The 15944-nt window shown below is 62.0% G+C and carries 11 protein-coding genes; 4 read left to right on the forward strand and 7 right to left on the reverse strand.

Going from position 1 to position 15944, the window contains the following annotated elements:
• Together AC1DYU_RS23320 and AC1DYU_RS23325 are read right to left on the reverse strand one after the other, a co-directional pair.
• A partial coding sequence (locus tag AC1DYU_RS23320; RefSeq protein WP_476793798.1) for a transposase occupies positions 1-168 on the reverse strand: 168 nt, incomplete at its 3' end.
• 77 nt (positions 169-245) lie between these two features.
• A complete protein-coding gene (locus AC1DYU_RS23325) occupies positions 246-1955 on the reverse strand; it encodes a MobA/MobL family protein (RefSeq protein ID WP_476793723.1) in 1710 nt (569 codons plus the stop codon).
• Between the two features lie 199 nt (positions 1956-2154).
• Between AC1DYU_RS23325 and AC1DYU_RS23330 the strand changes: the two genes are divergently transcribed.
• Both AC1DYU_RS23330 and AC1DYU_RS23335 read left to right on the forward strand, forming a co-directional pair.
• Positions 2155-2487, forward strand: a complete 333-nt coding sequence (locus AC1DYU_RS23330; protein ID WP_476793724.1) for a hypothetical protein — start codon at positions 2155-2157, stop codon at positions 2485-2487.
• Positions 2488-2555: 68 nt separating this feature from the next.
• The gene (locus AC1DYU_RS23335; RefSeq protein ID WP_476793725.1) at positions 2556-2891 is read left to right on the forward strand and encodes a hypothetical protein; all 336 of its coding nucleotides are present in this window, start codon (positions 2556-2558) and stop codon (positions 2889-2891) included.
• 17 nt (positions 2892-2908) lie between these two features.
• Here AC1DYU_RS23335 and AC1DYU_RS23340 read toward each other — a convergent pair whose 3' ends face one another.
• From AC1DYU_RS23340 to AC1DYU_RS23355, 4 genes are all read right to left on the reverse strand, one after another.
• Complete coding sequence (locus AC1DYU_RS23340) at positions 2909-3679, reverse strand: hypothetical protein (protein WP_476793726.1); 771 nt, start codon at positions 3677-3679, stop codon at positions 2909-2911.
• 114 nt (positions 3680-3793) lie between these two features.
• Complete coding sequence (locus AC1DYU_RS23345; protein WP_476793727.1) at positions 3794-5302, reverse strand: ATP-binding protein; 1509 nt, start codon at positions 5300-5302, stop codon at positions 3794-3796.
• Positions 5299-9342: an Eco57I restriction-modification methylase domain-containing protein gene (locus tag AC1DYU_RS23350; protein WP_476793728.1), complete on the reverse strand. Its 4044-nt coding sequence runs from the start codon at positions 9340-9342 to the stop codon at positions 5299-5301. The genes AC1DYU_RS23345 and AC1DYU_RS23350 overlap by 4 nt, the downstream gene beginning before the upstream one ends.
• Positions 9339-12587 carry an SNF2-related protein gene (locus AC1DYU_RS23355; protein WP_476793729.1) on the reverse strand — a complete coding sequence of 1083 codons (3249 nt, stop codon included), beginning with the start codon at positions 12585-12587 and terminating at the stop codon, positions 9339-9341. The genes AC1DYU_RS23350 and AC1DYU_RS23355 overlap by 4 nt, the downstream gene beginning before the upstream one ends.
• Positions 12588-12885: 298 nt before the next feature.
• On the opposite strand from AC1DYU_RS23355, the gene AC1DYU_RS23360 reads away from it, so the two are divergent.
• Positions 12886-13611 carry a hypothetical protein gene (locus AC1DYU_RS23360; protein WP_476793730.1) on the forward strand — a complete coding sequence of 242 codons (726 nt, stop codon included), beginning with the start codon at positions 12886-12888 and terminating at the stop codon, positions 13609-13611.
• A gap of 54 nt (positions 13612-13665) precedes the next feature.
• A complete protein-coding gene (locus AC1DYU_RS23365; RefSeq protein ID WP_476793731.1) occupies positions 13666-14871 on the forward strand; it encodes an XRE family transcriptional regulator in 1206 nt (401 codons plus the stop codon).
• 25 nt (positions 14872-14896) lie between these two features.
• Here AC1DYU_RS23365 and AC1DYU_RS23370 read toward each other — a convergent pair whose 3' ends face one another.
• Positions 14897-15943 (reverse strand): hypothetical protein, encoded by a 1047-nt coding sequence (locus AC1DYU_RS23370; protein ID WP_476793732.1) that lies wholly within the window; start codon positions 15941-15943, stop codon positions 14897-14899.
• Between the last annotated feature and the right edge of the window lies 1 nt (position 15944).

Consider the following 15944-nt stretch of genomic DNA (forward strand, 5'->3'; position numbering starts at 1 on the left):
CAACCGCTTCATCTCCGACGGCATCAGGCCCGCATACTTCTTACGCCAGTTATAGAACGTCGCGTCCGAAATCCCGGCTTTCCGACAGACCTCTGCGATCGGCACGCCACTCTCAGCCTGCTTCAAAACGAACGCGATCTGCGCCTCGGTGAACTTCGATGCCTTCATGGAACTCTCCTCGTCCCGATCCCGGGATCATAAGTGGAAAATTCCAGTTCGGACTGGCCGAGTTTTCGGGGAGCACGTCACCTGGATCTGATCTCAACACGCCCGCGGGCAACGCGATCGGCATCTTCGGCGTTCGCCCGAATCCGCCATGATGCACGCTGATTTGCGAATGTTTCTAAGAACTGATGTCTCAACGACACGAGGTATGCGGTCGCGACAACCTGCGTGGTGGGCGCAGCCGTGCCCATCTCGCGGCGTTTGCGCGGGCGGCGGCCGGCGGCGTCGCCGGTGCTCATGACCGAGGCCCGTGATGGCCGATCCGTCTCGCGCTCTGCCGCATGTGCGGGGACGATCTCTTCTTGCATAGCCGCTCGCCAAGCCGCGCGCTGGGCGGCGAACAGGTTCAACCACTGCTCGTCATGCACGGACGTCAGCTTCTTCCAATCCTGGGCGAAGCGGCGAGCGCATTCAGCAAGGCGGTGCAGAGCGACGAGCGCATCGACGCCGGTCAGCTTCTCTACAAGCACCAGAACGAGTCGCTGTTTGTGGCCGAGCGCGTCCTTGGAGTGCCGCTGCTGCTTGATCAGCGACACACGGCACGAGAGGTTGTTGTCGCTCACATCTATCGCCCGCTCACGCCAGCGGCTTTGGATGGTGTCCGTCTTGGGATGAGCTCCGCTTCCCGTACGAGCCGTGGCCATTTCGCCGATCGCCTTGTGGCCTTTGGTGGCTTCCTCTGCATCCAACCGTCGTCCGGTCTCAAGCAGATCGCCGATCGGGGCGAGTTCTCGGTGAGCGATGTCCTGACGAAGGCTCGAGAGATGACGAGCGGCGACCTCGGCTGATGCTGTCGGAGCGCAGGCGGACTTTACGCGCTTCGGCTGACGGCGCGCAGCCAGCGTGATGCTGTTGGTCTTCAGATTAAGCGTCGCCACTTTGGCAACGCCGTTTGCCACAAGCGGAGTTCCGGACCGAGCCGCCATTCGCCGAGCGCGATCCTTGCGCCACTCAGGAGCTGCGCCGGTGCGGCGCTCGACTCGTTTCTGAAACTCGATCTCCCCCCGGCGGACGCGCGGCACCGGCACGATGTCGACGCCGCGCCGTTCGTAGCTACGATGATCGACAGAGTGTCCGATTTCGGCGGCGACCAACTCGGCCCACCGAGCGCGGATCTCGTCCATGGCCGACGACACGCGCTTGATCGTGCCGTCCCCGCGCGCATGCGCGATCTCCTTGCCGGCCGCGCGGTCGGCGTGCTGTTGGGCGATCCCGTTCAACGCCCGAACCTTCCTTCCAAAGCCATTTTCGGCGAGCACGCGCGTGCCGATCAGGAAATGAGCGTGATCGAGCGGCTTCTCCTTGTTGTGAGCCGCGTACTCGACCGCGACGCCGTAGGTATCGACCACCCAGCGAGAAAATCCTTCGACGATGCGGCGCGCGGCTTCGTCGCCTACGCCCCATGGCAGCGCTGCATCCAGATGCGTGGCGATGCGCGGCATATGGCCTGCATTGCGGCGATAATCGCCATCGGGTTTGCGCTCGAGACGATCGGCTAGGAGCCAGATTTCTTCACGGTCGAGTGTGACGCTCTGCGGCACCGCGATGCCCGTGAACGCGATATCTGCGGCTCCGTGTGGGCTCGTGATCGCCCGCCCTGCGAACGATGATCGACCAGCGACATAGGCGGACACCGCGCCAACAGCGAAGGCGCCAGCGCTGTAGTCAGCACGCACCCACCGAGCGCGCAAATGCATCGTCTTGTCGAACAACGGCGATGATGACGCCATGCGGCACTCCTCAGGCCCCTGCCGGGACCAATCAACTTCAGTCGCTCTGCGGCGAAGTTGAATAATTGGGCCCCTTCGGGGATACGGCTTTCCTATCACCATTTCTGATCCAGTGAAATACGCAATTTGACAAATCAGTTTGATATCGGCACTTTTGCGCCGCGGCCGATCGGGTCGCTATGACGTGATGGAGGCCCGCATGGGCAGCAAGCCGGACTACGCCGACAAGTTCTTCCAAGCGCGCGCCGCGCAGACGGCCACGCGAGACGCCTTCTTCGTCGCCCTTCGCCGCTTCCTCGAGAAGTATGACGAGGTGAGCGAAGCCATCGTTGCGGCAACGCACGCGGCAGCGCGGGCGAATTGCACGACCGCAGACCTCAAGCCGCTGGTTCGGGCCTTCGCGCGCACCGATTATCCGATCGACACTGGCACCCAGTTCGGAGAATGGGTCGCCACCGAGCGCATGCCGAAGACGCGGAAGAAGAACGCGGGCGATGGCGGTGATGCCCCGCTCGATCGGTCGGTCAGTTAGGCGCTAGCTGAAAGACCAAGACGGACGAAGCAGCTTCGTCCGTCTGCGCAACTGAAAGGATACAGACAATGAAGTTCGAACAATTGGACGAGATCGAAGTGGCCGAACTGCGCAAGCGCGTTCACGCCCATGCTCACGAGATGGTCGTCGCAAGCTTCCATCTCGGCACGCCGCGCATGCGCGATAAGGTTGCCATGAACAAGGCGATCACGGCAGCTGCTTTGATTTACTCGGATGATTTCAAAAACGTCTGGGATAAAGCGATCGAAAATCCTGAAGTTGCCATGACTGCGTTGGCCAACGAGGTGCGCCAGGACGAGGAGCAGCGGCTGCGCGATGAGGCTGAGGCGAAGGCCAAGGAGATCGCCTTGATCGACGCGTCGATCGAGAGGGCGAAGGCATAGCAACGCCGCCGCGCAACCTACTCCGCGTAGAACTGTGGCTTCACCTTTATCACACCGACAGGCGTGTCCTGCAGCTTGTACATCTGGAGAACGGCGGTGAATTCAGACGGTGCCGCCTCCTCAGGAAGGATGACGACTGTCCGTATGCCGACAAGATTGTGGAGTGCGATCCGCCCTGCATCTAGCTTGCGCCTTACGCCATATGCCAGCGGCGTCAGCCCCGGAGGGGTGATGATCACGGCGAAGAATGTTCCATCTCGTGCCTTGAGAAGCCGATCAACTCCACCCGCGAGTCGTGCCTCGCTATCGACCGTGACCTCTTGCGTAGCGACGTCCGCAAGCTCCTTGGCGCGTTGCAGGGCCACAGCAATATAGTCATCTGGCATTTGCGAGCCGCCGGGCGCGACCCGATGTTCCGCTTTGTCGCTGGCCTGCTCGTATAGAGCCTGGAGGCCTTTGAAATTGACCTTGCTATCGAAATAACGCTGCGCCGCCGCTTTCGCCTCTTGTGGGGCATATTGCGACCAGCGATCGACCAGCTCTGCGACTCGGAAGCTCGCGCCGCGCAACGCTTGAGCAAATGTCGGGTCTTTGCCGTGTTGTGCGTCTACGAATGTGAGTGCGCGGATCATTCTACGAACATGACTGTCGCTTAGCCCGTGTTCGCTGGCCGCTTCCCGCAACACATCGACCTTGTCACCATGCGGCGCCCGGCCCACGGCATCCCGAGATGCGCTAGCGATCTGAACCCAGTCGTGAGTTTTCGCTTCCGCATCGGAGTCCATCATCGCTTGACCTCTGCATTTCTAAGCAGATCAAATTATCTATTCTGAAATAATTCGTCAACGTTTCGCCAATGCTGGGCGATTTAGCGCGTGGTGGCGATCGATCAGGGTTAACGATTATTGATAGGTCCTGCTGCAAGCTCGCGCGACTTCCCGGACCGCCTCGATCGCCGCGCGAACGTCCGCGGCCGGTATGGGGTTCGCCGGATCATGCGAGAGCGGGTTCAGGACGAAGCGCTTATGCGGCTCCAAGTCCGTCAGCGCCTTCAGTCTTGGAACATCGTTCGCCACATGAGCCCTTGCGGCGGTGAGCAGAGCGTTCAGATCAGGTCGCTTATCGTCTTCGAAGTATGGGAATTTGACGGACCTCTTCGCACAGAATTTTTTCAAGATCAGCTCGCAGGCGGAACGGGCGTAGTTGCAGGCGGCCGCCGGATGGTTGTCCGCGATGAAGGCTTCCGCCTGAAGCAGCGTTGCCTCACCCATGTCGATGCACACATTGCGAATGTAGGGCGTCATCAGGCCGTCGCCGTCAAAGCGCTCGTAGATCTCTGCCGATTTCCAGCCATCTGTGAGCTGCTCGCGTGCAAGTTGGAACCAGTAGCGGTCGTGGGTAAGCAATAAGATTTGCCAGTCGGCGAACAGGTCCAGGACCAAGTCCAGCACCGGGCGTCGGTGGGTTGCGTCCAAGCTGATCAGCAGGTCGTCCATGACCAAGAGCTTCAGCCTGTCGCGTCCCGGCGGCACGCAGATCAGACGCGCCGCCAGGTAGACGGCGATGGCCAGCGCCGTCTGGCGGCCTTCGTTTAAGAAATTTTGGGGCGCCCGCGGTTGGTGGCTGCGGATGCGGACGGAGGCGGTCAGTGGCTGGCGCTCGATCTTACCCTTCTGCACATTGTTGTAGGTTACAGGCGTGAATACGAAGCCCACAAATTCCATAGGATCGACGCCGAGCACATTGAGCAGGCGGCGAAGCAGCGTCTGAACCTGGGGCTCGAGCCGCTCCAGGGCTTGACGCATCCCACTGTTGAACCGCGCGCACGCCGCTTCGACCATTTCGACGTGGGCCCGTGGACGTCGCGGGCCGTTTGCCGTCGCTACACGCGTGGTGATCGCGGTATCGACGTCTGCCCAAAGCTCGCCGACCGAGCGCCGGATGCCTCCGTCCAGGGTCGCGTCGAAGTCGCCGATCAGGCTCTCCAGCATGGTTTGGAACAGGTCCAGTGGCTCGTCGCGCTTGCCTGGGTTGTAGACCAACTCGCGCAGCGCCGTGTGCGTCAGGAAGGCTGAGCGGCGGGCGATGTCGGTCACATCGGCAGTCGGATGGCCGACGCCCGACCAGGTCAACTGTGTGCCGTCGGTCAACGTCACGCGGACACTTGGCGAAGGCAGGTCGGAGAAGACGTTGTGAAGATCGGCGATCGGCGGCGGCGACACCGAGAACAGGTCGCGCAGCGCCCGATAGAGCGACGACTTGCCCGCGCCGTTCTCGCCGAACAACAGCAGGCTGGCACCCTCGGCGCCGAGGTCGAGCACGCCGGGATGGCCTTTTGGGAAAGCGCGGAAATCGGTAACCTCGATCCGCTTCAGGCGCGGCGCGGCAGGCGGCGCGGCGGGCTCGGTCATGTGCGTCCTTCGATAATGCGAACGGGAGCGAGCGACTGAAGAGCGAAGAGGGTGCGGTGAAGCGCACTTTCAGGATCCGAGATGACCCGAGACCAGGCTTCGGCGGCGCGAGCTAGGGCAGGCCCTGTTAGACCGGCAAGGGCGGGCAATCCGGCATCCCGGGCTGCCGTGAAGGGAGAGCCGGCGCCGGCAACCTCCACGGGGAAGAACAACTCGTAGACGAAGGCGTTGAGGAGGGACTCCAGCGTCGCGCGCGGCTGCGCTCCGGCGAGAATGGCATCAACGGCAACCGATATAAGCGCCTCTTGCTCGGGGGTTGGATCGGGTATTGGCAGCTTTCCTACGTACATAGGCTTAAATTCATAAAATCCCCCTTGCTTAGATGAGAATTCCTGCCTTGTAAGCCACCAAGATACGGACGAATTCAGTATAGAAAGCAGATACCTCCAGCGGGGACTTACAATTATACTAGTCTTGTCGTTTCCAAAAAGCCCGCTTCCGTCAGGAGCGTATGCACATGCTTTCTCGATGGCTGGCACGAATATCTTGGGTTCCAGGAACTCGCGCCAATAAACGCGATAACGTTGTAGTGCATACCACTCATATCGGATTCCAATTTCGGCTTTATCCCGTTGTTCCAGCTTCCGTTTATGAGATTCCAGGTGCTTATAGATTGCCGGAAACCGTTCTAGAAATAGTTGTTCGGCGCGAGAGGACGGTCCGGTGATACTGAGGTCCTCAGTCAATGGAAAGTGCCAAGGCACGAACAGAAGCCATTGAGGGCGAGGAGTCACCTGCCAGCGCTTTACGTCTCGCCCCCCAATGAATGGCTTGATGATATCGGCATTTTTTCCATCGGCGGAGATCAGCTCAGCGCGTTGATCCTCGTTGATGACGAAGGCCTCGTTAAGTCCTGTTTTGATGCCATAATAGAAGCGCCCGCCGCACCATTCGGTGAGCGGCCGACCGCCGGCTCGCAGGCGCCCTAGCAAATCGCGTTTGCCCTGCGGTTCTAGTTGCCAGCCGCCCGACGGCAGTGCGGTCTGCGGCATAGAGAAGGCCTCAGCCGCGAAACGCTCCGAGAAACCGTCAGGAGGCTGTCCCGGTGTCCAATTCAGTGCACGGAACGTCTCGCTGGCGACTGCAGGCCGCCCCGAGCGCTTTTGTGCCACCACAATAGTGGGGTAGGCGATAGCCTCAAACACCTCGGCGTCGCCGAAGTCGATTACCGCCCGCAATTTTGTTTGTGCTATAATCCACGCCCGCAGCTTCGCGCCATACGCAGCACGATACCATTTGTTCGACGTGACGAACGCGATGACGCCGCCTGGTTTAAGTAAGCGTACGCTGCGCTCATAAAAGTAGACATAAAGGTCGGCGGTACCAACAAAGGTGGTATAGTCAGCGCGCAACTTACTCTTCGGGTTCGCGGGATGCCCCTCGACCAGATAGCTCTCGATCTTCTCCTGCCGAACATAGGGCGGATTGGCGAACACGATGTCGAAGCAGCCGACGTCCTCGCCGGCCTGGCCATGGTCGCCCAGTCCGAACATCCATTCCGGGTCGAAGAAGCGCGCGGCGGCGTTGGCGTCGAACGGGTCCCAGGCTGCCAGCGCCCGGGCGTCCTCGGCCGGAAAGCCCGACTTCTCTAGCAAGTCGCCCAATTCATCGCGGATCTCAAGGATCCGCCTCCGCGCCGCCGACTTGGCGCGGCGGTTGCGGGCGGAGAAGAAGGTGGCATTGACGTCGCGCCGTTGGGCCTCCAGCCCGACGATCGCGGGGTCGCGTAGTTGGCCCTGGCCGGAGGCGACCAGCCCCAGAGCATTGGCGGCGACGAACTTCATTTCCAGGTTAGGCAAGGGCGTGATGCCGCGGTTGGGCTTGGCGTCGTCGACCGCCTGCTCCACCGCCAGCGCGATGAAGCAGCGCAGCTTGGCTATTTGGACGGCGATGGGTTGGATATCGACGCCGTGCAGGCACCCCTCGATCAGGTAGAGCTTGCGGGCATAGTCGGCGGCGCCGGTGTCGAAGCTCGCATCGAAGGAGGCGAGCTTCTCACGGGCGTCACGCACCCGGTCTTGCCGCTCGTGCAGCGCGGGCGTGCGCTCGGCGGCCGCCAACGCCTGCTCCAGAGGTTCCCGGTTGCGAGCACGCCATTTGCCGCCGCTTGGGTCCAGCCGGCTCAGTACGTGGACCAGCTTCTGCAGCAGCCCGAGCGGGAACGCGCCGGAGCCAACCGCCGGGTCGATGGCGCGGCAGCGCTCGATCGCCGCCACCAGGGCGTCGGCCTCGCCGTCGCTGAAGGTGGGTGCCGCCGCCGCATAGCTCAGCAGGTCACGTAGCCGCTGGTCCGTCGAGCTCTCGCTGGTCGCATCCGAGATCGACGACGTGGGACGTTCCAGCGTCAGTTCGCCGGGAGAGGGACCGAAATCAAGGCCCGGAGTGCGAGGGCGCATGCCGCCCGCCAGCAAAGGCTTCAACACTGGAGCGAGATAGCCGACCAGCGCCTCGTCGACCATGAAATCGACCACTTCGCGCGGAGTGTAGAAGCTGCCCGACTTGTTGCGCGCCGTCGTCTTGGTGTCCTCATTGTAGGAGGCGAGCAGGTTCTCGAAGACCTTGCCCAACAGCTCCGGATCGAGCGCCGCTTCCTCCTCGAGAGGTGTGTTCTCCTCGACAGTGAATTTGTAGCGCTCGAACAGGTCGATCAGTCCAGGGACGCTGCGGGTCGTGCGCTTGCCGTAATAACCCGACAAATCGGCATCTGGCTGGCCGCCGAAGAACAGCCGGTTGGGCAAGCGTGGCTGGCGCTCTGCCTCCTCTGAGAAGCCGTCGACGCGTAGCACCCGACGGCGCCCCTCAGTCGTGGCGCGGTCGGCGCGTGGGTCACCGGGCTTGATCTCCACGTCCAGGCAGTCGAACAGGCCCCCGTTTAGGAAAGGCACACGGGCGAACTGCGCCAGCGCCGCATCGGCGTCGGCGAACATGATGCGCTGCCGCAGCTTGCTGTGGACGAGGTAGGCGGTGGTCCCGCCCGAGCCGTCTCGCGGAAGCCAGCCGCGTTCGTCCATCTCGGTGTTCAGACAGGCGAAGAACAGGTTCTGGAGGACGGCGAGGTAATAGCCGTTGGCGTCAGGGTGGGCATGCGGCGACTCGACCAGGAGGTCACGAAGCGCCTGTTCTTCGAACAGCTCAGCCGGGACGAGGTCCTTCTGCTTGACGAACCAGACGAACATCAGCCGGGTCAGCAGGCGGATGAGGCCGATCTGCCGCTCGCCGTCGCCATTTCCCTGGCCAGGCGGGAACATAACCACGCCTTCGCCGCTGGCCCAGGCGAACCAGTCGGCCAGATCCCGATAGAAGCGTTTGTTCAGCTCCGAGGCCGACAGCACCGTCAGCCAGCGGTCATATAGGCTGCGGAAGTCGGCGGGAGCTGGGCGCAGGCCTGCCAGCGTCAGATCGGCGAGGATATCGAGATGGGCGCGATGCGGGCTCGCGAGGTCGATGTCCTTGACCAGGCTGATCCGCCCGCCGACCACGTCGCGCGACGCGTCGCGCCGGTTGAGCCGCCTGTCAATGACCGCCAGCGTCGCGTGGTCGCCATGGCGGAATAGGATGATCGCGGGCATCGCGAAGCCGCGGTTCAGCTCGCGTGTGATCCCGACCAGCTCGCGCCGCGTCCAAGTGCGGTCCTGAAGGTCGAGAGCGAGGAAGACGAAGCTGTCAATGTCGCGGTGGCGGTATTCGCCGGACGTCGCCGGCACGCTGCCCCGTGCCAGCGCCGGCAACTCGTCGCCTGTCAACTGGAAGACGATGTCCAGAGCGCGCCACGCTGCGACGCCACCGAACGAGGTGAACCGGGCTGGATCGAGGCCGACCGCTTCCAGCAGCGCGGCTGGCGCGCCGCCGGTGTCCAGCGTCTTGGGACTGTCGTAGCCGAGCGCGCGCAGCAGCTCGCGGGCGCCATCCACGTAGCCAGAGGTCGTCAGAGTGGACAGGGCGACGCCGATCCGGTCGAGCCGTTGGACAGTGTGGCTCATACGGCGCTCCCATCGCCCGGCCGTACGATCAACCACGTGATCAGCTCGTACTCCGAGTCAGTACGCGCCTGAGCCGCGCCATCCGCCAGCCTCGCGCCACGTCCGGCCGCCAGGCCCGCAGCTGCCCGGACCGCGTAGGCGCGTCCGATGTCGGCAACGGCGGCGGCCACCAAGGCGTTGTAGCGCTCCATCGCTTCGCCGTATCGCGTCTCGGCGTCGAACGAATGGCATAGCTGCTCAAACGGCTCGGCTCGACCGGCGCATAACGCCGCCATTGCTCTCAGTACCGACTTCGGCTGGGAGAAGCCGTGCCGCACGACACCGTCGTCGCCGAGGTAGACGAGGTAGAAGGGCTCTAACGGGTTGACCATCGACGCGGCCGGCGGCCCTTTGCGACGCAGGCAGAAGATGACGCCGGGATCGAGTGTACCCGACGCGGTCACAGAGGGCGCTATCGCATGCAAGCCCAGCGGGGCGTCGCGCAAGGCGTCGGCGTTGGCGCGGGCGAAGTTCAGCAGATCGGCGCGGAATTCGTCGAGTGTGAACTCTGCCAAGCCGACGCCTTCGCGAACCTCTTCGAGGTCGAAGACCTCGGTCTGAAGCCGACGAAGCTGCTCGTCTCGCCAGTGCGTCTCGCCCTCTGCTGCGTCACGTGCCTCGGCAAGCAGGTTATCGTCGCCAGTGGCCGAGAGGTCGACCAACGCCATGCGCGATTCCACGCGATCTTTGAGGTTCAGATATCGATTCAGGTCGTCGGTGGGCCAGAAGTTGACCATCCGTACCGTCTCGGCCTGCGCGCCGATCCGGTCAATGCGCCCGAAGCGTTGGATTAGTCGCACCGGATTCCAGTGGATGTCGACATTCACGAGCATGTCGGCGTCCTGCAGGTTCTGGCCCTCCGAGATGCAGTCAGTGGCGATCAGCAAATCGATCTCCTCGCCTGGCATGCCTCGCATTGCCGCCCGCTTCTTCGATCGCGGCGCGAAGTTGGCGAGCACGTCTTGAAAGCGGGCCCGGCCGATCGAAGCAGCGCTGCTATCGCCGGTGACCAGTCCAACATGCAGGCCCTCGGCCCGCGCCACAGGCTCCAGCTCGCGGTGCAGATAACGGGCTGTGTCGGAAAAGGCGGTGAACAAGATGATTTTGCGGTTGGGAGAGCCGTCGCGGTTACGAGAAGGTGATCCCGCTTTTTCCAGCACAAGCGCCTTGATGCGCTCAAGCTTCGCGTCGCGCGCCGGGATCACGGCGGCGGCGGCGGCGGCCAGGCCCGCCACGCGATCGCGGTCCCGGCGCAGGGCGGTCTCCCACGCCCCGACGTCCACGTGGCGCAGATCATATTTCAGTCGGCCGCCAACCTCGAATGCTGCCGCGAGGTCATCATCGCCGTCGACTTCGTCGCCGAGCGAAACGCTCGCCGTGGCTGCCACGGAGGCGTGGTTGGCTTGAAAGGCGGTCAATTCGGCTAGCCGAGCGTCGATGCGGTCGACCATTCGGCCCATCGTCAACCCAAACGAATTGACCGAACTCTCCAGCCGCTTAAGGAAACCAACCTTCATCATGGCGATGAGGTACCGTTCGCGATTAGCTTGGTCGAAACCGACAGTGCGCCGATCCCGTTCGTCGTATCGTGCGCGGTGCTCGAGGCGCACGAACGCGAAAGGATTGTAGAGAGCGAGGTTCAACCCGCTGATTTCCGCGTCGATGGCTTCAAACGACGGAAACTTGCTGGCAAGGTCGATGCCAGGCGCGAGCGACATCGGACGCTCGCGTGCCGGGAAACGGCCGATCGCGTCCAACGCATCGGCATAGTGCCGTTCGATATGGCGGCGGGACCGCGCGATTGATACGCCATCGAGCAGGCTGGTGAATGCGGGAGGAAGCGATGCCATCAGCGCCGCGGTGTTCCGCCCGCCCGCCTTGCTCCAGGCCTTAAATCGCTGCCGTGCCTGACCGATCAGCGCGGCCAAGTTTGGAGCTCCAAGCGATTGGAAGGCATCGGGCCGGTCTTTGGCAATCAGGTCAAGCTGAGCCTTGAGGTCAACCAGGTCATTGTTCACAGGCGTCGCGGACAGCATCAGAACCTTGGTAGGATTTCCCGCCCTGATCACATCGTCGAGCAGTCGTTGGTAGCGTCCTCCTGCAGCGTTCCGGAAAGCATGCGACTCGTCGATCACCACGAGATCGAAGCTGCCCCAGTTGATGCGCGACAGGTCGATGTCACCGACCCGACCCGCTTCCCGGCCTAGGTCCGTATGCGACAGGACGGTATAGGCGAGGCGGTCGCTTCGAAGAGGGTTGAGGTCCGAGTTATTCCCCGCGAGGTATTCGGTCCAGTTTTCCCGAAGCTTCTTAGGGCACAGCACCAAGACCCGCTGGTTGCGCAGCTCATACCACTTGATTACGGCCAGCGCGGTTAGTGTCTTGCCCAGGCCCACCGAGTCCGCCAAGACGCATCCGCCGTAGCGGTTCAGCTTGCCGAGAACGGCTCGGACGCCATCCCGCTGAAACGCGTACAGCATTTTCCATACAGCCGTGTCCGCGAAGGCCGATTGGCCGAGCCGATCTTCCTGGGCGGTCTGATCCGAAAGGTAATCCTGGAATAGGTGAAACAGAGTTTTATGGTAGATGAACTCAGGGCTGTTATGGGCTCCAAGCTGTTCCAGACGTTGAAGAACCTCGTTCTTCACATCGACGGTCAGCGTGTCGTCGCCCCATAGCTCGTCGAACCAGATCAGTAAATCGTGGCGATCACGGTCGCTGTCGACCACCAAGTTCAGTTCGATGTTGGGCCGCTCGGTGAAGCCCAGCCCTTTCACTGTGAAGTTGGAACTTCCAACTAGGGCGTGCTCGCGGGCTCCATCATGCACATGGATCATTTTCCCGTGCATCAAGCCAGCTCGGCGGATCGAACGCACCTCGCCGCACCGTCGGATCCATTCCGCACATTGTTGTGCTGTGGCGCGCTGCCGGAGCTGATCCACTAGTGCTAGCCCGTTCTCGGTCAAGGCGAAGGCAGGCGGGACGAGCGATTGAGCCTCAACGCTCGATAGGAAGCGAGGCTCACCAAAGAGCAGACGGACCGCGCCAGCTTTGTCCAAAATTGGCTTTAAGCAGCCATATGCGGAGCTCGTGAAGTATGCGGAGACGATGCTAAGCCTGCTGTCGGCGAGAACGCGATCCTTGATGAAATCAGAAGCTGAACCGCGCTGACGATTGTCCCGGATGCTGGTGATGGGCCTCGGCACTGGCAATCGTCTCCGCTGCGCGCAAGGCGCCAGACTCAAATCATATCTCCAGTCCTATGCGGCTGCTCGGCGGACCTCAAGCTGGCGCAAGACACCAGCCGCCGATTAACTGTGACTTTGCATACACGGTAGGTTCTGGCCTCTTGAGCAAGTCGAGACAGAGGTTCGCAAACGGACGACACAGCGATCTCGCCACCAGGCGGTACAGATCATTCCGCACAGAATATGACAACGGACTTGCATTACGCAAAATTATCGATCATAAATCAGCGGTAGTGCATGGTTTGGGAGCGAGGCTATGACGGATGATTTTATGCGACGACTGGTGGCCGCGTTGCCCCGGGATCTTCTGTTGGACCTGATCGATATGGGGGTCGCGCGCGCCTTGAAGGCGCATGAGCTCATTCGCGATCACACGGACCTGGATGGCCGCAGCGCCCGCGGCGCCGAGGGACAAGTGCGCTTCCGTTTGATGGAAAAGGGGTTTCAGGACATCTGTGAGCAACACGGCGCGGTCGCGCTGGGCGGGGGGCTGTTGCCCGGAACAGAACTGCGCTTTTTCCAGCCGTTCATGCGTTTCGAAGGGAGCAAGGGCGGCGTGATCCTTGGTCTTGCCTCGATGCCTGCGCGGCGAGAACTGCCGAACAAGAACCAGTCCCGGATGACCGGCGTCACGCTGAATTTCCATTTGACGCCGCGCCTTAGCCTCGATGCTTCCGATCCCCAGCCCGGCGACGTTTTTGTCCTCTTCCTCGTGGCGCGCGACCCCGCCCGTTCGGGCAAGATTGATGAGATCGCCATCGGTGCCATCGACTCTAAGTACGAGAGTTACCTGTTTTACGAGACGATCGAGGCGTTCATCTCGAACTATGTCTCGGCCGCGCCACCGGCTCCGGAGACAGGTAGCGACGCGCCGGCGGCACTGCCTAGCCTGATCAAGCTCAAGCCGGGCCGAAAGACGTTCAAGCCGCCGGAGGCGTCCGACGACAGGGACGACGAGGGATCGGCTGACGGTTCAGCTTAAGGCCTTAAGAATCATTCGACGTTAGAATGATGGTCGGCCAGTAGGATAAAGCGAATGCGCGTCGGTACACCAGGGTTCGTCCCTGGCCGCCTAACGGAGGCCAGAAGGGCGCGCCGCATTTCAAGCATGTCGGCGTTGGCGCGGGTGATGGGCATTAATCCCAGCACAGTGTCGCGCTGGGAAGACGGATCATCCGCGCCCGACACCGAGGCGTTGATCCGGCTTGCGGAACAGTTTGGCGTGCGCCCGGAATATTTTCTGCGGCCGGTCTACGACGACGGTCGCCCCGTCTTCTTGCGCTCCCTCTCGACAACGCTGGTGCGCGATCTCGACTATCAGCGTTCGCAGATGCGGTGGCTTCAGGAAGTCAGTGCCGTAGTCGAGCATTATGTCGATCTGCCGCAGATCGACGTCCCCGACATGCTTGCCGGTGCAACCTACCGGCAGCTGCGCGATGAGGATCTCGAGCAGATCGCACTCGACCTTCGCCGTCACTGGCGTCTTGGGGAGGGTCCTTGTGCCGATGTCGTCGGGCTGATGGAGCGCGTCGGCTTCGTCGTGGGCGCCATAGAAATGGGAACCGCCAAGCTTGACGGCCTTTGCAGCTGGTCTCCCATCACGGGTCGGCCTCACGTTCTGCTCTCTACCGATAAGATGTCGTTCGCGAGGCGGCAGATGGATGCGGCGCATGAGATGGCGCACGGCGTCCTTCACCGGGACGTCGGAGGCGAGGAACTGAAGGCGAACCTGAAGCTGATTGAGGCGCAGGCATTCAGGCTTGCGAGCGCGTTCCTCCTGCCCTCAACGACGTATCCGATAGAGGTCCGCTCGCCGTCCCTTGCCGGCCTTGTCAGCCTGAAAGAGCGTTGGCGCGTGTCGGTCAAGGCCCAGATCAAGCGCCTGTCAGATTTGGAGGTGATACCGCCGGACTTTGCGACCCACCTCTACAAGTTGCACTCTGCGAAAGGATGGTCGCGCGAAGAGCCGTTCGATCGACAGTGGGTTCCGGTCGAGCCACGCCTGCTGTCGGATGCGTTGCATCTCATCACCGAAGAGGGCGGGCGGACGAAAGCGGATTTGCTGGCTCTGGAGTTCGCTATCCCGGCTGGAGATGTCGAGAATTTGGCCAGCCTCCCACATGGATGGTTTTCGCGAGAACGCGCTGAGGTGGTGCGCTTGAAGCCGGCTCAGGGCCTCAAGGAGGCCGATAGTGGGGGTGAGGCTTCCATTTTGCCTTTTGCTCCCAGGGCACGCTTTTGAGACGGGACTGGCTTAATCGATAGGCTCAGCGTCTCCGAGTTCGCCATATTTCGCCCATATCCACTGCAGGCAGCGCCTCTGTCATTCGACGGATCGCGTTGTCGGAGAAACAAGCGATCTTTTGCGACCCGAACTCGAAGACGTGGCGGCAGGTCGGATCGTCATCTATGCCGAGGTGAGCCCTTAGGGCGTTGGCCTTCGGAACCGTCAGGCCGATTTTCGAAGCGAGATCGGCGGCCCGTGTGTGGAATTTCTTCTGCAGATCCAGCTCTCGAACGGCGGCTGCGTCGGCTGGGTCGTCACCGCCGATGTACCGCACCGGGGCTCCCTGCTTTTTGGTGAAATGCACGGTGAGATTGATGCCGTCCCCATCGGTTTGCGTGCCAACGGTGGACAGGCGAGGGAATACGTCGACGAACGGCCTTCCTGATTTCACGGCCTTTTCGATGCGGTCGATGTCGCGTTCCGAAATTTCGACCTCGTCGACAACGATGCTTTCCATTGCCAGCATTGACCTTATGCGGGCCCGGGCTTCGTCGCGCTGGCGCCGACCGGGCTGGAGCAGATCCGCGATCAGGTTGTACTCCCTATCGACCAGGAACTCGAAATCGCCGGGAGGAAGCGTCGAGACCGGTAGGACACGTGGCGGAATATGGCTCGCGAGGTCGTCATCCAGCGTGCGCTTCAGATACCCATCGAATGCGGTCACCAGGGCCTTGGTGTTCAGATAGAGCAGGTCCTCCGCCACGAAGACGTACCAGTGCTGAGCGGCGTCTCGCAGGCTGTCGATGGCCCTCATGACGCCGGCCTCCTCCTGGGTGAGGCCGTGGCCGCCGCAGCAGATGCGAAGGCATTTTTCGAAACCGAGCGACTTGCCCGTCGCCTTGTCGAACACGCCGACCTTGTTCTGAACGAGCACCGCCTTCAGGAGCATCTCGCACGCGTGCTGGAGGTGCAGCAGCACGACCGTAACTCTGCCTTCGTCGTCGAAGCTATTGAAGGCGGTCATCCCACTGCGCAGCGAGCTAATGGCCTTCGCCTTGAGAGTGCGAGCATCGCGAACAAGCTTCATG

It is taken from the genome of Allobosea sp. P2_B12, assembly GCF_056404835.1.